The sequence below is a fragment of the Pedobacter sp. SYSU D00535 genome, from assembly GCF_017355855.1.
Lineage (GTDB): Bacteria > Bacteroidota > Bacteroidia > Sphingobacteriales > Sphingobacteriaceae > Desertivirga.
Window position 1 is genome coordinate 165,780 of record NZ_JAFEWD010000004.1, and the last position, 20,663, is coordinate 186,442.

21 protein-coding genes are annotated in these 20,663 nt (G+C 43.1%); 11 read left to right on the forward strand and 10 right to left on the reverse strand.

All coding sequences use genetic code 11. The features are described 5' to 3' along the window. The first annotated feature begins 14 nt into the window (after positions 1-14). From J4N23_RS11275 to J4N23_RS11290, 4 genes are read left to right on the forward strand one after another with little or no spacing between them, the layout of a single operon-like run. The gene (locus tag J4N23_RS11275) at positions 15-629 is read left to right on the forward strand and encodes a TetR/AcrR family transcriptional regulator (protein ID WP_207427343.1); all 615 of its coding nucleotides are present in this window, start codon (positions 15-17) and stop codon (positions 627-629) included. 12 nt (positions 630-641) lie between these two features. Then, positions 642-2,042: a TolC family protein gene (locus J4N23_RS11280; protein ID WP_207427345.1), complete on the forward strand. Its 1,401-nt coding sequence runs from the start codon at positions 642-644 to the stop codon at positions 2,040-2,042. A 21-nt stretch (positions 2,043-2,063) separates the two neighbouring features. Further along, entirely contained in the window at positions 2,064-3,152 is a 1,089-nt protein-coding gene (locus tag J4N23_RS11285; RefSeq protein ID WP_207427346.1) for an efflux RND transporter periplasmic adaptor subunit, read from the forward strand. A 35-nt stretch (positions 3,153-3,187) separates the two neighbouring features. Then, positions 3,188-6,571: an efflux RND transporter permease subunit gene (locus tag J4N23_RS11290; RefSeq protein ID WP_207427347.1), complete on the forward strand. Its 3,384-nt coding sequence runs from the start codon at positions 3,188-3,190 to the stop codon at positions 6,569-6,571. Positions 6,572-6,713: 142 nt separating this feature from the next. Here the strand turns inward: J4N23_RS11290 and J4N23_RS11295 are convergent, their stop codons facing one another. Further along, complete coding sequence (locus J4N23_RS11295) at positions 6,714-6,929, reverse strand: hypothetical protein (protein WP_207427348.1); 216 nt, start codon at positions 6,927-6,929, stop codon at positions 6,714-6,716. A 146-nt stretch (positions 6,930-7,075) separates the two neighbouring features. On the opposite strand from J4N23_RS11295, the gene J4N23_RS11300 reads away from it, so the two are divergent. Both J4N23_RS11300 and J4N23_RS11305 read left to right on the forward strand, forming a co-directional pair. Beyond that, positions 7,076-7,642, forward strand: a complete 567-nt coding sequence (locus tag J4N23_RS11300; protein ID WP_207427349.1) for a sigma-70 family RNA polymerase sigma factor — start codon at positions 7,076-7,078, stop codon at positions 7,640-7,642. Between the two features lie 13 nt (positions 7,643-7,655). Beyond that, complete coding sequence (locus tag J4N23_RS11305; protein WP_207427350.1) at positions 7,656-8,756, forward strand: S1C family serine protease; 1,101 nt, start codon at positions 7,656-7,658, stop codon at positions 8,754-8,756. 95 nt (positions 8,757-8,851) lie between these two features. Here J4N23_RS11305 and J4N23_RS11310 read toward each other — a convergent pair whose 3' ends face one another. The 3 genes from J4N23_RS11310 to pdxH form a co-directional block, all read right to left on the reverse strand. Continuing rightward, on the reverse strand, positions 8,852-9,976 hold the full coding sequence (locus J4N23_RS11310; protein WP_370527268.1) for an NADH-quinone oxidoreductase subunit D: 1,125 nt from the start codon (positions 9,974-9,976) through the stop codon (positions 8,852-8,854). A gap of 92 nt (positions 9,977-10,068) precedes the next feature. Next, positions 10,069-10,563, reverse strand: coding sequence for an NADH-quinone oxidoreductase subunit C (locus J4N23_RS11315; protein ID WP_207427354.1), 495 nt, complete (start codon positions 10,561-10,563; stop codon positions 10,069-10,071). Between the two features lies 1 nt (position 10,564). After that, positions 10,565-11,218 carry a pyridoxamine 5'-phosphate oxidase gene (gene pdxH, locus J4N23_RS11320; RefSeq protein ID WP_207427355.1) on the reverse strand — a complete coding sequence of 218 codons (654 nt, stop codon included), beginning with the start codon at positions 11,216-11,218 and terminating at the stop codon, positions 10,565-10,567. Positions 11,219-11,312: 94 nt separating this feature from the next. On the opposite strand from pdxH, the gene J4N23_RS11325 reads away from it, so the two are divergent. Then, the gene (locus J4N23_RS11325) at positions 11,313-11,876 is read left to right on the forward strand and encodes a YqgE/AlgH family protein (RefSeq protein WP_207427356.1); all 564 of its coding nucleotides are present in this window, start codon (positions 11,313-11,315) and stop codon (positions 11,874-11,876) included. Positions 11,877-11,929: 53 nt separating this feature from the next. Here J4N23_RS11325 and purE read toward each other — a convergent pair whose 3' ends face one another. The 4 genes from purE to J4N23_RS11345 form a co-directional block, all read right to left on the reverse strand. Further along, a complete protein-coding gene (purE, locus tag J4N23_RS11330; protein ID WP_207427358.1) occupies positions 11,930-12,421 on the reverse strand; it encodes a 5-(carboxyamino)imidazole ribonucleotide mutase in 492 nt (163 codons plus the stop codon). 43 nt (positions 12,422-12,464) lie between these two features. Beyond that, positions 12,465-13,604: a 5-(carboxyamino)imidazole ribonucleotide synthase gene (locus J4N23_RS11335; RefSeq protein ID WP_207427359.1), complete on the reverse strand. Its 1,140-nt coding sequence runs from the start codon at positions 13,602-13,604 to the stop codon at positions 12,465-12,467. A gap of 67 nt (positions 13,605-13,671) precedes the next feature. Then, positions 13,672-14,157, reverse strand: coding sequence for an NADH-quinone oxidoreductase subunit B (locus tag J4N23_RS11340; RefSeq protein WP_207427360.1), 486 nt, complete (start codon positions 14,155-14,157; stop codon positions 13,672-13,674). Next, positions 14,147-14,743 (reverse strand): NADH-quinone oxidoreductase subunit A, encoded by a 597-nt coding sequence (locus tag J4N23_RS11345; RefSeq protein ID WP_207427361.1) that lies wholly within the window; start codon positions 14,741-14,743, stop codon positions 14,147-14,149. Before J4N23_RS11345 ends, J4N23_RS11340 begins: the two co-directional genes overlap by 11 nt. Positions 14,744-14,915: 172 nt before the next feature. Here J4N23_RS11345 and rpmH point away from each other — a divergent pair, with 172 nt between their 5' ends. From rpmH to tsaB, 4 genes are all read left to right on the forward strand, one after another. Beyond that, positions 14,916-15,074 carry a 50S ribosomal protein L34 gene (gene rpmH / locus J4N23_RS11350; protein WP_013632808.1) on the forward strand — a complete coding sequence of 53 codons (159 nt, stop codon included), beginning with the start codon at positions 14,916-14,918 and terminating at the stop codon, positions 15,072-15,074. Positions 15,075-15,143: 69 nt separating this feature from the next. Beyond that, on the forward strand, positions 15,144-15,536 hold the full coding sequence (locus J4N23_RS11355) for a ribonuclease P protein component (RefSeq protein WP_207427362.1): 393 nt from the start codon (positions 15,144-15,146) through the stop codon (positions 15,534-15,536). After that, a complete protein-coding gene (gene yidD, locus J4N23_RS11360) occupies positions 15,517-15,762 on the forward strand; it encodes a membrane protein insertion efficiency factor YidD (RefSeq protein WP_207427364.1) in 246 nt (81 codons plus the stop codon). Before J4N23_RS11355 ends, yidD begins: the two co-directional genes overlap by 20 nt. Positions 15,763-15,805: 43 nt before the next feature. Beyond that, entirely contained in the window at positions 15,806-16,492 is a 687-nt protein-coding gene (gene tsaB, locus J4N23_RS11365) for a tRNA (adenosine(37)-N6)-threonylcarbamoyltransferase complex dimerization subunit type 1 TsaB (RefSeq protein WP_207427367.1), read from the forward strand. Between the two features lie 6 nt (positions 16,493-16,498). Here tsaB and J4N23_RS11370 read toward each other — a convergent pair whose 3' ends face one another. Next, positions 16,499-17,977 carry a DUF5723 family protein gene (locus J4N23_RS11370; protein WP_207427368.1) on the reverse strand — a complete coding sequence of 493 codons (1,479 nt, stop codon included), beginning with the start codon at positions 17,975-17,977 and terminating at the stop codon, positions 16,499-16,501. Next, positions 17,974-20,598 (reverse strand): hypothetical protein, encoded by a 2,625-nt coding sequence (locus J4N23_RS11375; RefSeq protein ID WP_207427369.1) that lies wholly within the window; start codon positions 20,596-20,598, stop codon positions 17,974-17,976. The genes J4N23_RS11370 and J4N23_RS11375 overlap by 4 nt, the downstream gene beginning before the upstream one ends. Positions 20,599-20,663: the final 65 nt, after the last annotated feature.

Here is a 20,663-nt window from a genome sequence, read left to right on the forward strand (position 1 = left end):
GATCAAGAAAAAGAATGACCGAACTAAAGGATAGAATTTTGAAGGAGACCGAGACGCTTTTCTGCCAGTACGGAATAAAGCGGATTACGATGGACGATATCGCTAAACACCTCGGTATATCTAAAAAAACTATCTATCAGCATTTTAAGGATAAGAACGAGATCGTGCATATGGTGATTGCCGAAATGTTAAGTAGAGAAACTTGTGTGATGGACAGGAATGAGACAGAGTCTGAAAATGCAGTGCACGAGATATTTTTAGTTGTAACACATCTGCGGGAAATGCTGTCTAAGATCAATCCCATGATCTTTTTTGATATGAACAAATATCATCCGGCTACCTGGCAGCTGTTCAAGGATTATCGTTTTCAATACATGAAAAGTTGCGTCATGCGGAACATGGAGCGGGGTATTGCAGAAGGATATTTCAGAAAAGAAATCAACATGGAAATTATGGCCATCATGCGGATGGAGCAGGTAGACTTGGTTTTCAATCAGGTAGCTTTTATGCCCGGGAAGTATAACCTTTCGGAAGTTTTGACCGAAGTGACCGAACATTATCTATACGGCTTATGCAATCTGAAAGGGCATAAGCTGGTAAACAAATACAAGCAAATAACAGAAGAATAATTACTAAATTTTATGAGAATCCCCTTACTTATCACGCTCATAATTCTCGCTGCGCTGCAAGTGCAGGGGCAGGAGAATCCCCAGAATAAAACCTTTAGATTCAATTTGCAGGAATGCCTTGAGTATGCCTATGAGAATCAGGACTCCCTTAAGAACGCTCGTCTGGATATAGAAAGCGCCAACTATAGGGTCAAGGAAACAATAGGCATCGGCTTGCCGCAGGTGAGTGGAAGTGCCCAGTTTATGGATTATTTGAAGATTCCTCAAATACCGTTCCCGAACTTAACCTACATGTTTCAGAAATACCTATATGATCAGAAGGTACGGACGGAAAATGGGACCATTCCTGAGCCTGACGATGATCCGATGAGTTTGATCGGCTTCCAGCAAAAGTATAATGCCAACTACAACGTAAATGTAAGCCAATTGCTTTTTAACGGCACCTACCTGGTCGGCTTGCGCGCTTCTAAAACATTTAAGGAGCTGAGTCAGAAGAACTATAGCCGTACAAAAATAGCAACGACTATAGCGGTGACCAAGGCTTACTATCAGGTTTTGGTGAGTAACGAACAACTCAGGCTATTAGACGCAAACTTGGCTCAACTTAGTCAACAACTTAAGGAAACTACCGAGCTTAATAAGCAAGGTTTTGTTGAGAAGATTGATTTAGACCGGTTGAGAGTAGTGTATAATAATCTGGTAACAACACGGGAGAATACAAGCAACTTACTCGAGCTTTCTATTCAATTACTAAAATTCCAGATAGGAATGCCGGTTACTTATTCGCTGGCAGTGAAAGATAAAATCGATAATATTTCTTTAGAGTTGAATGATGGGCTTGTGGTTGACACTACAGCCTATAGAAATCGTATCGAGTATAGTTTACTTGAAACTCAGAGAAGGTTGAATCAGCTTGATCTCGATAGGATCAAATCCCAGGCCCTTCCTAGCCTCGCGGCAATTGGCAGCGCCGGAAACGCCTATCAGGCAGCCAGGTTCGGCGACTTGTTTGACATGAATCTGCCTTCAGTCTACATCGGTCTGCAGTTAAACGTGCCTATATTTTCAGGCTTTCAACGCTTAAACCAGGTTCGACAGGCAAAGATTTCTGTTCAGAAAACAGACAACATGCTCAACATGGCGAAAAATGGCTTTCTCTTGCAGCAGCAGCAAGCGCGCACCACCTATCAGAATAGTATGAGAGCTCTTAACAACCAGAAAGCCAACATGGAACTTGCCAGGGAAGTTTTACGGGTTTCAAGGATCAAATACCAGGAAGGCGTTGGTTCCAGCATTGAAGTAACGCAGGCTCAGACCGAGCTGGAACAGGCAGAAAATAATTATATCCAGGCATTGTATGACGTACTGGTAAGTAAAGTAGATTTAGATAATGCCTACGGGCGAATCCAATAACCATTCATCACAACATATATTATGAAGAATTTAATTTATCTGACTGCAATCGTTCTTTTAGCAGCTTGTGCAAAGCCAAAGGATAAAAAAGCGGAACTGGAGAATTTGAAGAAAGAGCGGAATGAACTGAATGCAAAAATAGCTCAGCTCGAAAAAGAGGTGGGGGTAAAATCGGTGCAGGAGGTAAAAGATGTTTCGGTGGTCGAAGTAGTACCGGCAGTGTTTAAGAGTTATGTAGAGGTGCAGGGCAAGGTAGATGCACAGCAAAATGTTCAGGTAAGTCCCGAAACTCCCGGAGTAATCACTGCCATCTATGTAAAGGTAGGACAAAGGGTTAGCAAAGGACAGGTACTCGCTCAGTTGGATGACAAGGTGCTTCGCCAAAACCTGGCTCAACTGCAAACACAGTACAAACTTGCTAACACGCTTTATCAGAGACAAAAAAATCTCTGGGATCAAAAGATCGGTACCGAAGTGCAGTATCTAAACGCTCAAACCCAAAAAGAAGCAGTAGAAGATCAAATCCGAATGGTGCGTTCGCAATTAGGAATGTATAAAATTAATTCGCCTATTTCCGGTACAATAGATCAGATGGATCTAAAGTTAGGCCAGGCTGTTTCCCCGGGTATGCCTGGTATTACAGTGGTAAATGCTGCTAACCTAAGGGTAAAGGCAGAAGTTGCTGAGTCGTATGCCGGAAGAGTGAATACAGGTGATGAAGTGAACGTGAGTTTGCCAGATGTTCCGGACAATATCAGCACCAAAGTGACCTTCGCTTCAAAGGTTATTGATCCTGTTTCCCGCAGCTTTGATGTAGAGGTGAAACTTCCTTCGAAGAGTACGTACAGACCAAACATGCTGGCTGTCCTGAAGATTGCTGATTATATCGCGCCTCTGGCGATTTCAGTGCCTATCAATGCGGTTCAAAAATCTGAAAGTGGTGAATTTGTGTGGGTCGCCGAAAATGGAAAGGCAAAGCGCACTGATATCACTACCGGGAAAGTTGCCGATGGACAGGCCGAAGTACTGACGGGATTAAAACGTGGAGATAAAGTGATTACTGTAGGTTTTCAAGACCTAAATCCAGGCGAGCCTGTTCGGTTCCAGTAACAATATTATCTCCCCTCATCACAAACTAAGAAACGATGAAAGACGTATTCAAAGAATTTAAACCATCCAGTTGGGCGATAGATAATAAGATGGCCATTTATGTGCTGACGCTTATTGTTACCCTATTAGGCATCAACGCTTATAATAATCTGCCGAAGGAGAACTTTCCGGAGATTATCATTCCCAAAATATTCATACAGACAGTCTACCCGGGTACTTCTCCCGAGAACATGGAGAACCTCGTGACTAAGCAGATTGAAAAGGAGCTTAGAGGTATAAAGGGGTTGAAGAAAATCACCTCCAACTCATACCAGGATTTCTCTATGATTACGGCAGAGTTTAATACCGACGTGGAGATCGCGGATGCGAAGCAGCGCGTAAAGGACGCGGTAGACAAAGCTCGCCCCGACCTTCCCAATGACCTTCCGACCGATCCTAATATCCTCGATATTAACCTTTCGGATATACCCATCATGTTCGTCAATATTTCAGGCGACTATGATCTGAAGACGCTTAAAAAATACGCTGACGACCTTTCCGACAGGATTGAAAGCATGAAGGAAATATCTGGTGTAGACATCGTGGGCGCTCTTGAGCCAGAGATTCAAATCAATGTGGATCTGCAGAAGATGAATGCTGCGCAGATATCTTTCATGGATATTGAAAACGCGGTGCGGTATGAAAACATGACCATCTCCGGTGGAACGGTGAAAATGGATGGAGTAAGGCGGACATTGAACGTTAAAAAGGAGTTTAAAACGGCAGAGGAGATAGGAGGGGTAGTAGTCAAGACCCCTACGGGCGGATCTGTTTATTTACGGGATATCGCAGATGTAAGGGATTCTTTTAAGGAGCAGAACAGTTACGCTCGCTTGTATGGAAAGAACGTAATCACTCTCAACGTTAAGAAACGAAGCGGCGAGAACCTCATTGAGGCTTCCGATAAAATCAATGCTTTGATCGCAGAAATGCATGGCACAACATTGCCAAAGAACTTAAATATTACCCTTACGGGCGATCAGTCTGATCAGACACGCGTTACCCTGCATGACCTGATCAACACGATCATCATTGGATTTATCCTGGTAACCGTGATTCTGATGTTCTTCATGGGCGTTACGAATGCGCTGTTTGTGGCTTTGTCAGTCCCGCTGTCCATGTTTGTGGCTTTCCTAACTATGCCTGCCCTAGGTGCGTTGTTTGGCTTCAGCTTCACTATGAACATGATTGTGCTCTTCTCCTTCTTGCTTGGATTGGGCATTGTGGTGGATGACGCGATCGTTGTAATTGAAAATACGCACCGTATTTTTGATAATGGAAAAGTGCCTATCGTGAAGGCCGCGAAGATGGCCGCCGGAGAGGTGTTTTTGCCAGTGCTTTCCGGTACGTTAACAACGTTGGCTCCCTTTGTTCCGCTGCTGTTTTGGCCCGGGATCATCGGGGAATTCATGTTCTTCCTTCCGGTTACGCTCATCATTACCTTGTTGGCTTCCCTTTTGGTTGCATATATCATCAACCCAGTATTTGCAGTCGATTTTATGCACCCTCATGACGAGCATGAGCATGCAAAGCCTACACTTAACAGGTCTGTTAAAAGGACTTTGCTGGTCTTCCTTGGGATCGCGGCTGTGTCTTACCTGTTTAGTTTTGGAATGGGGAATTTCGTTGTATTCCTGGCATTGCTTTATCTGCTAAACCATTTCTACTTATCAGGGGCGGTGAAGAATTTCCAGGAGAAAATTTGGCCTCGATTTCAAAACAGATACGTACGAGTTCTCACCTGGGCCCTTGATCGCCCGAGAACTATGATTCTCAGTACGGTTGGTCTGTTCTTCTTCTCCATTATACTGACTTCAGTAGTACCTCCAAAGGTTGTATTTTTCCCTGAAGCTGATCCCAACTTCATCTACGTATATGTTCAGTTGCCTGTTGGAACTGACCAGGCCTATACAAATGAAGTGGTTAAAAAGGTGGAAGATCGTGTGACGAAGGTAGTCGGCCGTGATAATAAGATCGTCTCTTCCATCATATCGAACGTTACAGTGGGGGTAACAGATCCACAAGATGAAGATCAGGGAGAATATCCTAACAGGGGAAAGGTGACGGTTGCTTTTGTCTCTTTTGGAAAACGTGACGGAGAAAGTACTTCCTTATATCTGGATAAAATCCGAAATGCAGTGAAAGGTATTCCAGGAGCTGAAATAACCGTTACCAAGGAACAGTCCGGCCCACCAACGGCAAAACCTATTTCTATTGAAATCACAGGTGATAACCTGGATTCTATAGTGAAGGCGTCTGACAGATTGAAAAAATACCTTGATGCGAAACAAATTGCAGGAGTGGAGGAGCTGAAGTCGGATTTCATGAACAACAAACCTGAGATCATTTTTGATGTAGATCGCGAAAGAGCAAACCGGGAAGGAATTTCAAGTGGACAGGTAGGTTTAGAACTTCGCACAGCGGTATTTGGAAAGGAAGTGTCTAAGTTTAGAGATGATGACGAGGATTATGAGATTAACGTCCGGGCTCAGGAAGATCAGCGCAACAATCTACAGGCCTTGAGAAATTTAAAGGTTACCTATCGGGATATGGCGTTAGGAGGGCAAATTCGTCAGGTACCACTTTCAGCATTTTCCGAAATTGACTACGTCAACACGTACGGCGGTATCAAGAGGAAGCAGCAAAAGCGAATTATTATCCTTTCTTCCAATGTTTTGGGTGATTACAACCCCAACGAAGTAGTTGCAGCAATTCAATCGGAAATCGATCAATTTAATGCACCGGATGGAGTAGAAATTAAGATGGCCGGGGAGCAGGAAGAGCAGATGGAAACTGCCGCATTCCTGGGCTCTGCCTTAATGTATGCCTTTGGTTTAATTCTCATCATTCTGGTGTTGCAATTCAACTCCGTTAGTAAGCCGCTGATTATCCTAAGTGAGATTTTGTTCAGTGTGATTGGGGTATTGTTGGGAATCATTATCTTCCAAATGGAAATGTCTATTGTAATGTCAGGAGTAGGGATTATTGCCCTTGCGGGAATAGTTGTTAGAAATGGAATTCTACTTGTAGAGTTTACTGATTTGATGGTGCAGCAGGGGATGAGTGTAAAAGAGGCTGCCATCGAAGCCGGAAAAACAAGGATGACTCCGGTATTGCTTACTGCCACCGCCACAATGCTGGGATTGATTCCTCTCGCTGTTGGTTTGAATATCGATTTTGCAAAACTCTTCAGCGAGTTTAACCCTCACTTGTACTTTGGAGGAGATAACGTAGCCTTTTGGGGGCCACTTTCATGGACCATGATTTTCGGTTTGAGCTTTGCAACATTCCTTACACTGATCTTGGTTCCGTGTATGTATGTAGTGTCCGACAGAAATTCAAAACGGGTGAAAAGTTGGTTCAGGCGCTCGCCGAAATAAAATTCGCAATTTTACAATCGGGTCTGCTTCCTTCTGGGGGCAGACTTTTTTATTTATCGAGAGTAGGATAGTGTTATGGAAGGGGAGAAACTAAAAAAAGCCGCCCACAGGGCAGCTTTTTATTTCAAGTTTTGCTTTCTAATTAGTGAGCAGCTGGAGCAGCAGCAGTATCAGTAGCACCTGCAGCAGCAGTATCAGTAGTAGCAGCAGCAGCAGTATCTACAGTCATTGCAGTATCAACAGCAGCAGAATCAACAGCTGAAGAATCACCAGCACCTTCTGATTTGTTACCTGAACAAGCTGCAACTGACAAAGAGATAGCTAAAGCAGCGAAACCGAATTTGAATAGATTTTTCATTTTTTGGGTTAAAGTTTAATGATTAAACAAATAATATTTACTGATTAATACCCAGCATTTAAAAAGGTAACCTCTGGTTTGATAAAATTTTTAATTTTTTTTTTACTTATCATTGGGTTACAATTACCACGATAGCGTATTAAATAGTGAGCAACGAGATAAAAAGGTCAGTACCAACGGATAGTGAAGTTATATTGGGTATTCTGAATGGCTCAAAAGATGTCCTGGAAAAAATTTACAAGGCACATTTCCCGATGATTCTGCAACTAGTTGTAATGAACAGCGGAACGGAGGATGATGCAAAAGACGTTTTTCAGGAGTCTATAATAGTTCTTTATGACAAGGTGAAGGGTGGCAACTTCGAGCTGAACAGTAAACTGAAGACATTCATTTATTCAGTATGCCGGAGACTCTGGTTGAAACGTTTAAGTCAGATGAGCAGAAATAGTGGGAATATCCGAGATTACGAAGATATTATCCCTGTGGAGCACGATTTGGAGAAACACGAAGAGCGAGATCTGCAGTTCAAGCAAATGGAGGCGTCTCTGCATCGGCTGGGTGAACCTTGTAAAACTATTATTGAGGACTTTTATATCAATAGCAAATCGATGCAGGAGATCTGTGCAAAGTTTGGTTATACCAACGCTGATAATGCAAAAAATCAGAAGTACAAATGTCTGCAGCGTTTGAAGAAATTGTTCTTTCAGGTTTAATTAACGCATTGAAATGAAAATGACAGAACGTATTGAGGCTTATTTGAGGGGAGAGATGACAGCTGAAGAGAAAACAGCTTTTGAAGAGTTGAGGGCCTCTGATCCGGTGTTGGACCAAGAAGTAGTAGTTCACAAACCCTTTTTGGAAACGCTGCATGAGTTTGGTGAAAAGAAAAGGCTGCTGTCTGAGATGAACGCCATTCATGAGCAACTTGATGTTGCGGCCATCCGGGAAGAAGTTATCCCTAAGTCTACCATTATTCGCACACTTTGGACTAAGTACCGTATGAATGCGGCCGTAGCTGCATCTGTAGCTGTTGTAGCAGTCTTTGCTACCTTGCTAACCACAGGATATTTCGCGAAAACAAACTCTATTGCATCTGGCTATAATGCTCTTCGCAGGGAGATGAGTAAAGAGGTGGATAGGAAAATTCAGCGCTCAAAGAATGAGCTAATGAAGGATATTAATGCAGGATCTGCCCGTAAAGGCCCTGCTGCTCCAAGCACTTATACAGGAACCGGCTTTGCCTTAACTGCAAGTGGATACATTGTAACAAACAATCATGTTATCGATGGCGCTGATTCAATATATATCCAGGACAAAAACGGAAATTCGTATAAAGCGAAGAAGGTTTACGGCCATCCTCAATATGATATTGCCGTTCTTCAGGTGGTAGATCTTAACTTTTCGCCATTGAGATCCTTGCCTTACACCTTCAAAAAGCAGTCTTCTCGCTTAGGTGAAAATGTATTTACCTTGGGTTACCCGAGGGAAGATGTGGTTTTAGGGACAGGCTATGTGAGTTCGAATACCGGCTACAAGGGCGATACGGTTCAGTATCAAATTGATATTTCTGTTAATGGTGGAAACAGCGGAAGTCCACTTCTAGATAACAAGGGTAATGTAATAGGAATTATTAGCGGAAAGCAAGATAACGCAGATGGAGCATCTTTCGCAGTAAAATCTAAATACCTCCTGGAAGTGTTGGAGGATCTGCCAGAGGAGGTTAGATCAGGGATAAGCTCAAATAAAAAGAGCTCGTTGGCGGGTTTAAGCAGAGCAGATCAAATTGAGAAGATTCAGGACTACGTTTTTGTAGTGAAGGTATACTAGAAAAATGTTTCAAGTTTTTAGAGAGCCTTTCTGATTGCAGAAAGGCTCTTTTTTTGTTGAAGGTTGTTTTACCTTGATGTCGATCAACCGCGATTTTACCTGTCCAGTTCTCCTAATACAATATCGATAGAGCCGATAATCGCGACCACATCTGCAATCAGTATACCTCTGCTGATTTCGGAGATAACAGAAAGGTTATGAAAACTGGGAGCTCTCGCCTTTACCCTTTTCGGGATTTCACTCTTTCCGTCTGTTATAAAGTAGTATCCAAGCTCTCCCCGAGGACTTTCTGCCCGGAAGTAGAACTCCTGTGCTTTCGGAATGATCTTCTTAGGAAGTTTCGCCCTTGGGTCGAAATCGGGGGTTCGTTTGAGGTCTGACTGTAGGCGATCCAAACACTGCTCAATAATGACAAGGCTTTGCTCGATTTCGTCCACTCTCACCTTGAACCTGTCCCAGCAATCGCCAGTGGTGCCCATTTCGCCTTTTCCTATCGGTACGTCGAACTCCAGTTCCGGATATACCGAATAGCCATCAACTCTTCGCAGATCCCATTTTAAACCCGAAGCTCTTAACATTGGTCCGGAACATCCGTAGCTAATTGCAACATCCAACGGTAATATCCCTACATTCGCAGTCCTGGAGATAAAGATCTGATTGTCTGTCAGCAACTCATTCAATTCGCCCATCTTCGGCTTGAAGTAGTTCACAAATTCCCGGCACCGTTCTTCAAATCCAACCGGAAGGTCGTAAAATAAACCACCTACCCATATGTAATTGTAGAGCATCCTCGAACCTGAGGCCCATTCCAGCATGTTCATGATATGCTCTCTATCGCGGAAGCACCACAAAAAGGGAGTGAAAGCCCCAACGTCTATACCATAGGTTCCCAAAGCAATCAGATGAGAACCAATGCGGTTTAGCTCCGACACTAATACCCTAATATATTCTATCCTTCTTGGGATCTCCTTTTCGATACCTAGCATTTTTTCAACTCCCATCACCCATGTATGAGCGTTGGTCATCGAAGCCAGGTAGTCCATGCGGTCGGCAAAGGGAATAGTTTGCTGGTAGGTGAGGTTCTCCGCATGCTTCTCGAAGCACCGGTGCAGATAGCCCATGTGCGGAATTACCTCCTTTACGATCTCTCCATCTGTTATCAGCTCCAGGCGTAGCACCCCATGCGTGGAAGGGTGCTGAGGGCCCATGTTTAGAATCATTTCTGTCGACTGAGCCTCAGCGATCAATTTCTCATACCGAGTCTTATATGTTTTGCCTGTAACTGCCGATGTTAAAGTCTCCATTAAAACTATTAAACTTTTATTCCGTGGTAATATTCCTGGGCCTTGTAGTCTTTTCTAAGTGGGTAACCCTCCCAGTCGTCGGGCAAAAGAACCCTTCTTAAATCAGGATGATTCTCAAAATGAATGCCTACCAGGTCAAATGCTTCTCTTTCGTGCCACTCGGCAGTGCGCCAAACTGAACTTACAGAAGGGATGGAGGGAAGTTCTTCGCGACTTCTATCGTGGTACCTAACTACCTTAAGTGCCAGCTTGTGCTTATACGGGATTGATGTGAGATGGTAAGCAACGCCAAACATATTTTCCTCGACTCCATAATCAATACCTGATAAACAATCCAGGTAGTCGAAATATGTCTTCTCATTATTCCGGAGCTCGAGGCAAACCTCGGCGATCTTTTCGGGCAGAATAACTAACGTAGGCTGATTGACATGCAGTTCCTCCCTGACAATAACTTCTGCCCCAAATTTTTCTATTAGTATATCTTTTATTTCCTCAAAACTCATATCAGGGAGCTAGGCGTACAATTTTCCAGGTGTTCTTATTCGTTTTCTTATAAACAATCCGGTCGTGTAACCTTCCGGGCCCGCCTTGCCAGAATTCAACTATTTGCGGTTTCACAATATATCCTCCCCAGTGCGATGGTTTTGGCACTTCCTTATCCTGATACTCTGTTTGTAGGCGCTCCAGAGCGCTCTCCAGCACTTCTCTGCTGCCAACTTCCTGGCTTTGCTGAGAGGCAAGGGCACCCAATTGGCTTTGTTTAGGCCGCGAGTGGAAGTATCTTTCTGAGTCTTCTTTACTTACCTTTTCAATATGCCCTTCAATTCGAACTTGTCTCTCCAGCTCCCCCCAGAAGAATAGTAGAGCGGCATTCGGATTTTTATTGAGCTCTCTACCTTTTCGGCTCAGGTAATTCGTGTAGAATGTAAAGCCGCTCTCATCAAAGCCCTTCATCAACATTATCCTGGCTGAGGGTTTTCCATCAGGGGTTGCTGTAGCTACAGTCATGGCATTAGGTTCAAAAATGCCCCCATCCATTGCTTCAGTAAACCACTTCGCAAATTGACTGATTGGGTCGGGTGCGACTTCGTTTTCACTCAGTCGGGCAGCTTTGTATTCCTGCCGTAGATTTTGGATTGTTTCTTTACTTAAGGCCATTTACTGCAAACTTACTAATAGAAATATTTTAAACGGCATTCACATCTCAGATCATTGTAAAAACATATATTAGAAAGGGATTGTTAAAGAATTTATGCTAAATCAGATCAAACCAACAACAGGTAGTTTATTAATTTCGGAGCCCTTCATGCTGGATCCCAATTTCAAACGTTCGGTGGTTTTGCTTGCTGAACATAACGAGGAAGGGACGGTGGGCTATGTGCTAAACCAGAAAAGCGATTTTTTGCTAAGGGATATTATTACTGAATGTCCTGAAGCTAATTATCCCATTTATGTTGGTGGCCCTGTGGGTACTGATGCCCTCCATTTTGTTCATCGTTGTTTTGACAGAATGAACAGTGGTACTGAAATAGCGAAGGATATTTACTGGGGAGGCAATTTTGAGACGTTGAAACTTTTGATCAATAATAATCAGATAGACGAAAGTGAGATTCGTTTTTTTGTAGGATACTCAGGCTGGGATGTTGGGCAACTGGACCGGGAACTGGAACAAAACTCGTGGCTGGTAACGAATAAGTATAATCCTACTTTTTTATTTACTGATGAGGAGGAAAACTTGTGGAGAGATATTGTAATCGGCCTTGGGCCTAAGTACGCTCATATTGCGAACTTTCCGGAGAATCCCTTATGGAACTAAGTATGTAATAAGTTGAAATGTGAATCATGACCATTCACATTTCAACGAATCTACTAATGGTTTCCTTCCAATTCCCTCGCAGTTTCCTCTATTTTCTTTTTCAAATCCTCTTTATAGTTTAAAAGATTCTTTGCAATCACTTCATCTGCAGTTCCCAAAATTTGAGCAGCCAGCAGTCCCGCATTTTTTGCAGCATTTAAGGCCACTGTAGCTACAGGAATGCCATTAGGCATTTGGAGGATGGAAAGAATGGAGTCCCAGCCATCGATAGAGTTGGATGATTTTACCGGTACTCCGATAACGGGCAAGTGAGTGATAGAAGCAACCATTCCCGGAAGATGGGCGGCGCCGCCAGCACCTGCAATAATTACCTTTAGACCTCGCTCTGCTGCGGTCTTAGCGTAATTAAACATTCTTTCCGGAGTACGGTGGGCAGATACTACGGTTATTTCATATGCTACCCCCATCTCTTTCAATATATCGGCAGCATCCTGCATGACAGGTAAATCTGACTTGCTGCCCATTATTATGCCTACTTTAATCATTTGACAGTTGAATTTTTTGGATTTGATTGTAAAGATGAATCGGCTAAACGATTACCTTCAATTTTTTCTGCACATATCTCGCTTTTGAAATCGCACTTTCACGATCCTCGTCCACAATGGTAACGTGCCCCATTTTTCTAAATGGCTTGGTGAATTTTTTACCATAGAGATGTACATACACCCCCTCAAGTTTTAAAATATCTTTGATTCCCTGATAGTCAGCTAAACCCTCATAGCCCTTTTCGCCCAAAAGATTAACCATCACTGCATGCCCGATGGTCCGAGTGTCACCAAGAGGCAGATTAAAGATTGCCCTGAGGTGCTGATCAAATTGAGAAGTGTAATTGCCTTCGATGGTCTGGTGTCCTGAATTATGTGGACGAGGAGCAATTTCGTTTACCAGCAGCTTTCCGTCTTTCGTTAAAAACATCTCCACCGCTAGCAATCCTGTGATTTTGAACGTCTCTGCTACCTGAAGAGCGAGCAATTCCGCCTGCCTTTCCAAATCAGCAGACAGACTGGATGGTGAAATAAGAAACTCTACCAGATTAGCGTCGGGATTAAATTCCATTTCTACACATGGGAACGCTTTTGTTTCGCCATGCTCATTTCTTGCCACAATTACTGAGATTTCTTTTTCGAAATCTATCCATTCCTCAATAATGCTGGGAGCCTCAAAGGCGCCTTCAAGGTCAGCAGCGGATTGGATCTTGTATACACCTCGGCCATCGTAGCCATCTTTCCTCAACTTTTGGATATAGGGATATTGTAATGCTGCGTCTTTAAGTGCTTCTTTCGAAGATATCAGCTGATAAGGTGCTGTAGGAATATTGTTTTGCTTGAAGAACTCCTTCTGTAAGCCCTTATCCTGGATCAGTCGGATTACCCTTGGCTGAGGATATACAACGACGCCTTCTTCCTCTAGTTTTTGAAGTGCGTCCACATTTACCTTTTCAATTTCAATTGTAAGGAGGTCAACTTGCTTCCCGAAGTTATAAACGGTCTCGTAATCGGTGAGGGATCCTTCGGTGAATTTGTCGCAGAGATTTTTGCAAGGGGCGTCAGGGTCAGGGTCAAGAACGCGTACACTTACGTTATAATTGATAGCTTCCTGGATCAGCATGCGCCCTAATTGTCCGCCTCCTAGAATGCCTAAACGTAAATCGCCATAAAATGCTTTCATCGGTACAAGTTTACGTAAAACTAAGGAATTTATAAGACGAGAGGGGCCTTGATTTGCCCCTCTCGTCCTATTTGCTTGTCAATAAGCTCTCTTCCTGGATCTTTTTCTGAAGTTCGAGGATCGATCCGATTAAAGATTCGGGCCTCGGCGGGCAGCCTTGCACGTAGACATCTACGGGAATAATTCTGTCTACGCCTTTTACTACGTGGTAGCCGTGCTGCCAATAAGGACCTCCACAATTGGAGCAGGATCCCATTGAAATTACATATTTCGGCTCTGGCATCTGCTCATAAAGCGTCTTGATTCGCTCTGCCATCTTGAAAGTAACTGTGCCCGCAATGATAATCACATCTGCTTGTCGGGGAGAAGGTCGGGGGAACACACCAAGTCGATCGAAATCGAAATTCGATGCATAAGAACCCATCATTTCGATGGCGCAACAGGCTATACCAAAGCTAACAGGCCAAAGTGACGACAGTCTGGCCCAATTTAAAAGATCATCTAATTTGGTGACAATTACGCCACCATCTTGTTGCATTTTATCAAGACTCATTTTGCTGCTTTCTGAAGGTGGGTTTAAACGCAGGTTTTGGCGCTGTGGTTGACGTTGCTGATGCCGCTGAAATTGTTTCATCGGCAGCGGTAGCCTGAGAAGGTCTCACTGCGTATACCTCATTGTTTATACGTTCATATAGTGATCTTGGTATAGCTGTATCTACAGTAGGTAATTTTTGCTCCGGTTTTATCCAGTCCAGGTCTCCCCGAACCCAAACATAAACGAGTCCGAGTAAAAGTATTCCCACAAAAATGAACATTTCAGTAAGGGTTAGCCATCCCCAGGACGGTGTTGCTGCCAGCAGACTTTTCTGCCCAAATACAGTTGTCCACGGAAAAATGAACACCATCTCTACATCAAATAGCAGGAAGACAAGAGCAATTACGTAAAAACGGGTGTTAAACTGTACCCACGAGTTTCCGGTTGGTTCTTCCCCACATTCGTAGGAGCTTAATTTAAGAGGTGTGGGCTTGTTAACGGCAAGAAGTTTTGAAATAAACAGGGTTACCGACACCAATATGATGCCTATTATTAAATAGATAAACACCTTTCCAAACTCTGTAAGCTGTGAAACCTGCTCCATGCCTGCAAATTTATGGAAAATTATTGTAGGCGGTTTCTCCGGGACGAAAAAGACATGTCTCTTACAATTACTGAAATAATTTGAGTAATATTAAAAGGTGCTTTGGATATTAATAAAAATGCCCCTATATTTGCACTCTTGTTTTTAAAAGCTACAATTTTGATATAAAGTCATGAAAAGAACATTCCAGCCTTCTCAGAGAAAAAGAAGAAATAAGCATGGTTTCAGAGAGCGTATGGCCACTGCAAACGGTAGAAGGGTATTAGCGTCAAGAAGAGCCAAAGGCAGAAAAAGATTAACTGTATCTGACGAGCGTCGTCATAAAGCATAATTTGATTGCAGGCGTTCCACATTATAGTGGGCTGCAGGTAAATTGCAGTAAAGCTTAGTTCAATCAATAATGTATACATTTAAAAAAGAAGAACGATTATGTAGTAAAAAGCTTTTAGAAAGGCTTTTTCATAATGGTTCTTCTTTTCTTTTATACCCTTTCCGCATAGTTTATCTGCCAGAGGTTCTCCCTGAATCTTTAAACAGCCAAGTGGTTATTGGGGTTTCCAAGCGGAAGTTCAAGCGGGCGGTCGATCGCAATTTAATCAAACGCAGAATACGCGAGGCCTATAGACTTAATAAGGAAGAGGCTCTTTATGCCTTTCTTCGGGATAATCAGCTTCAACTTGTTTTTTCTATCAATTACGTTGGTAAAGAGATAGGTAGTTTCAAATTTATTGAGAAGAAGCTTATGGCGGCTCTCAAGCAATTGGTAAAGGCAAATGCTCAAAGCGATAGTTGACGGTATTATGTGGGCGATCAGTGCTGTCTTCCTGATTTTAATCCGGCTTTACCAATATTTGCTTTCTCCAATTCTCGGTGCATCCTGCCGATATACGCCAACCTGTTCTCAATACGGAATCGAAGCTATTAAGAAACATGGCCCCTTTAAGGGCGGCTGGTTGACTATCAAACGAATCGGTCGCTGTCACCCCTGGGGAGGACATGGTCATGACCCTGTTCCATAAATAATTTCCTTTCATTCCTCCTTATTTGCATCTTTGCCCCACAATGGCACTGATCTTACAAATAGAAACTTCCACTACTTCATGTTCTGTAGCGTTGGCCCAAGATGGCTTGCTGCTGGCGGTTAAGGAACAGACAGAACGCAATATACATGCTAGTCATATAACGGTTTTTATTGAGGAAGTATTGAAATCAGCAGGCTATACCGCTAAAGATCTTGATGCGGTGGCAGTATGTATGGGACCAGGGTCTTATACTGGATTGCGCATCGGGGTTTCGACAGCAAAAGGATTGTGTTATGCACTAGACATTCCCCTTGTGGCTTTGAGTACTTTAAAGGTAATGGCAGCAGGACTGGTGAAGCAATTTGAAGATAAAGACGTTCTTCTTTGTCCGATGATCGATGCAAGGAGAATGGAGGTGTATACCGCGTTATTTGACAAAGCATTGGAGGAAATAGCAGCTGTCGAGGCTAAGATCATAGATGGAGAATCTTTTGCGGACATCCTCGCAACCAGAAAAGTGGTTTTCTTTGGTGACGGGGCAGAAAAATGTCGCGAAATGTTGGGAGATCATCCTAACTCGATATTTGTGAATGATTTTAATAATTCAGCTGCTCATGCAACGGCCATGGCTTACGAGAAATTCAAGTTGGCGCAGTTTGAGGACGTTGCTTATTTCGAGCCCTATTATCTGAAGGATTTTATCGCAGGAAAGCCTAAAGCTCAGTAAGCGGGACTACTCCGTTTCTTGTCCCTTCTTTTTCTTTTCTTTAGCCTGTTTTTTATCCTTTTTCTCTTCCTCGGTTTTCTTTGTGAAAATCCGGTTGAACAGCCCCTGAAATTCTACGTTCTTGACGCCATAAATGGTGTTAGCATTCTGATCTCTTTCTAGAATCCGCCCAAATTTCATAGACATTCCCAGATATGCTGAAGCACCTAAAGACCCGCCTCCCATGCTTTGATCAGGATTCGAAAGCCCCCTTGCTGCCCTGTAGGTGTTAAAAAGCTGATCGCTTCCCATGAAGAAATCAAAATTGGGGCTTCTGAATAAGAACTGTCCTCCCAGCATAAAAACCTGTTGGAAGTTGTAGCCAGTTAGCAGGCTGAAGCCAAAATTGTTCAACTTATACGTGTTTATCAGCGTCGCATTGCCGCCGGGGAAGAAGATGTTTTTGGATATGATGAGGTTGGGGTGGTAGTTATTGAAGCTTCTGTTGACAAGGATTTCTGCTTTCCCATTAATAAATGTGTTGATTGCAGAGGTGTCCGGATCGTCGAAAACTTTCCTCTTGATTTCTTCCTGGAATCTCTTTGTAGCGCCTGCTGACGAAGCGTTGGTTATACTAACGTTGGTGTTGAAATTATAGAAATACGAGTTTTTCGTCCAGCGAATAGCGCCCAGATCCTTGAGATTTCCCATAAAATACCAGCCACTTCTTGTTCGGTAATTGGCACTTAATGTTATTGCCAGACCTGGATTGCGGAAGCCAGGCTTGTAGGGAATCGCGCGAGCATCAGTGAAGATGAAATTGGATTTATAAAAGCCTCTGACAGAGGCATTGAAGCTTTTCGCAACCGTGTCAACACTAATTTCTGATTTGTCTATAGATAATTTACTGTACGCAATCCCGCTGAGGTAGCTCAGCTTTGCTCCAAATGCTAATTTCCTGTTGTAATTCTCGCGATAGCTAAGGCTAAATTGGTGGTACGCTATAGCCTGCCCGCTGTTGTTAAAGATGTTTTCATTTTCTTTAGTCGGATCGAAAAGTCGGTAGTTGTGAAAAATGGCGAAAGTGCCATTGCTAATGTTTGTACTACCTTCTGCTTTTACTTGCCAGGAGAGGCCGAGTTCTTTGTTGTATTGCGTGGCTAAATGTTTTCTCAGCATCAGTAGGTAGGTGTTCTCGCTGGTGAAAATCCTGTTTTTTTCAGGACTGTTAATATCGACACTTCGCGCATCAATCTCTCTTTCCTGAAGCATTTTTTCGATGGTTGTCTTTGCCGGTCCCTTTGCAGAGATGGAAAGCCCTCCATTAGGGATGAAAAAGTTGAAGGCAATACGGCGGCTGCTGTCTGTTACAAAAGTTCGGTGGGAGGGGTTCTCGAATGCATCATACAAGGTACCTGTATTGTACAAGCCCAATTGCTGGGCTTTAAGGGTACCGGCAGCAAAAAGCATCAGGCAACAGATCCCAATCTTAACTTTTATTCTCACAATTTAAAGGCGTATAGCTTGTTGTCTTTCTTTGTGCTTAGGAGATATTTGATCCCGTTGCCTTTAATTGTACCGACAGAAAATAAGCCGGTCCCTTCGGCAGGGAAGCCTTTTACCAAACTCCCATCATCATTGAATAAAAATAGTTTATTCTCTTGGCTTAATGAAATTCCAATCTGGTAGAAATATTGGTTAGTGTTGAAAAACTGGGGTCTTGATTTGACTTCCGCGGGGAACTCGTAATTGAAAATTGGATTCCCCTCCGCCGTCATAACATTCAAGTGATTTTTGTCTACAAGTATTAACTCCGGCTGCTCATCCCCAGCTACATTTCGGCTTTCGAAATAGTGATTGCTGGTATATGTGCCAAGGGACACTTTTTCCATTTGCCCATTCGGGGAAATGCTCAGAAGCGCTCCGGTCGCATCGGTAGTGATAACTCTAGTATCGGCGGAAGTTGTACCGGTTTTTATGAAGATTGGGTTTTTTAGTCCTCCAGAGGATGAAGCTGTTGTTTTTGAGATCAAGGTCCCGTTTTGATTGTAGAAGTAGATTCTTCCGGTCGTAGTGCCGGCGATAAGATACTTCACGTTTCCTATCTCCACCGTTTTCAAGTCAAACAAGATCCTCGAGTCAACCGACTTATTCCATCCTTCTATCGGTTCTCCCCGCGTATTGTAGGCCATAACTACGTTTCCAGCAGGAATAAATAAAGAGGCGCTGCTCGGATCAGAGGTGGTAAGTGTGCCGCCAAAAGAGGCATTAAAAGGCAAATTTACAGGGAAACCTTCAAAGGGTTGGCCATTAGGGAGAAGGCGATAAAGCCGATTACTTGTGTTAAATATGATCGATCGATCATTGAGTTGTTGGAGACTGCCTAAAACCTTGTCCTTGAGTGAAATGGACCACTGTTTTTTGCCTTCCGGCGATATTGCCTGCAAAGTATTCGAGTTGTCTTGTACGAGAATTAAGTTCCCCGAATCGCCCTGTACTAGTTGCGGACTAATAACAAGCCGGCCGTTCAGATTGACCGACCAGTCGGCGTCCTTTTTCGCTGTTTCGTTCGGCTTGTAGTTCAGATAGAGGTTCGAGAAGAAGTGATCACCGTCTGCGCTCCATTGGTAGGACAGACCGTAGAAGTTCTGAAGTTTGTAATTCTTGTCGGAAAAAAGTTTTGAGTAGGCGGGCTTTAAATTTGCCGCGAAAGCTTTTTTCGAATTTTTTGTATTGATGAAGTAGAGGATATTGCTCTTGTTAGCTACCAGCTGATTGTACTGGGCGAACTCCGGTGTTTTGATCAGGAAACGTTGCTTTTCGTAATCGCTAAGATAACTCTGCACTACGCCGGGACTGGCCGATAAAATGAGATAATTGTCCCTTACGGCAAAAAAAGGACGAGAAAACGCTTTAAGAGGGTCGCCGAAATAGTAATAAAATATATTGGAGTGATTCAACTGACTCATGGAGGAACCCAATGAAGTGCTGATCAGTTGCAGTGTAAAGTTCACGGATCTTCCGTTTTTGAGTTTAATGATTGCAAATTTCTCCCTATCGGCACGTTCAACAACGATAAACTCGTTTCCAAGGAGGGGTTTCAAATCTTTCTCAAGATCGACACCATCCTTTGACTTTATGCTCGTCAATTGCGACTGCAATTTGCTGAGGTCTTTCTTTTTATTTAGATACGACCTTAAGCTATTCTGGAACCGATTTTGGTCTGAAAAACCGAAGGCGATGAAGTTGGAGGCGTCGTCAGGAACAAGGTTCTTGATGTCATTTTTCACCGGCTGCTGATTTAGATAGAGATTCATATAATTCAGGGAGCTGGTGTCTACTGTGCTTATCCCGCTAAACATGAGGGCATCACTCTTAAAATTCATGTTTAAAGAAGATATTCCTTTAAGTTTAAGTAGCAGAGAAGAATTTCCTACAGGTTTTCCTCGGGTGAAACTCGAAGCGAAATCAGAAAGCGTTGCGTGGTTGACGAACAGATTTACTGGCGAGTTTTGATTTCTGCTAACTGTCTTGTTAATCTCCCCAATAAAGTCGGCTTCCAGTTTTTTTCCTTCCTGATTTAAACTTTCCTGCAACAGCTCCTTTGAGTAGCTGCCTAACGCAACGCCCTTGTTGACAAAAAAGTAGAACTTTTTATCAACTGTGCCCAGTTGCAGCGAAAAAAAGCCTGCATCCTCCTTCGCTAACCTTACTCCTTTAAGTTCTTTTAGCAACTCCTGGATCTCTGCCGGAGATTGCTCTCCTTTCAGGTTCATTGAAAAAAGCAGATCGACTGAGTCGGCTTCGTTAGGGTGGAAAGACACAAAGATCTGATTGTCGCCACTAAGTTCCCTGAGATCCGGTTGTCGGAGAATCAATTCCTGGAGTTGCTGAATTTCCCCAGCTCTGCTTTCTCCTATAATAGCATCGAAAAGCTCGTAATCTTTAAAAATATCGTAGAAAGACTCGTCGTTACTAAAATTTAGTACCAGGGCGGCGTCGGCGGGAACTTGTTTTAGTACTTTCTCCAGATTATTCGCTTTTGCTGATATTTCTGAAAAGTACATCACTGCCATCGCAACCACCACCCCAAATAATACTAAAGTTAAGATTATTGCTTTTCTCATCAGATACTACAAAATTAACCTTTTAATGCCAAAGAAATCTTAAGCACGATTGTTATTTTAGCATC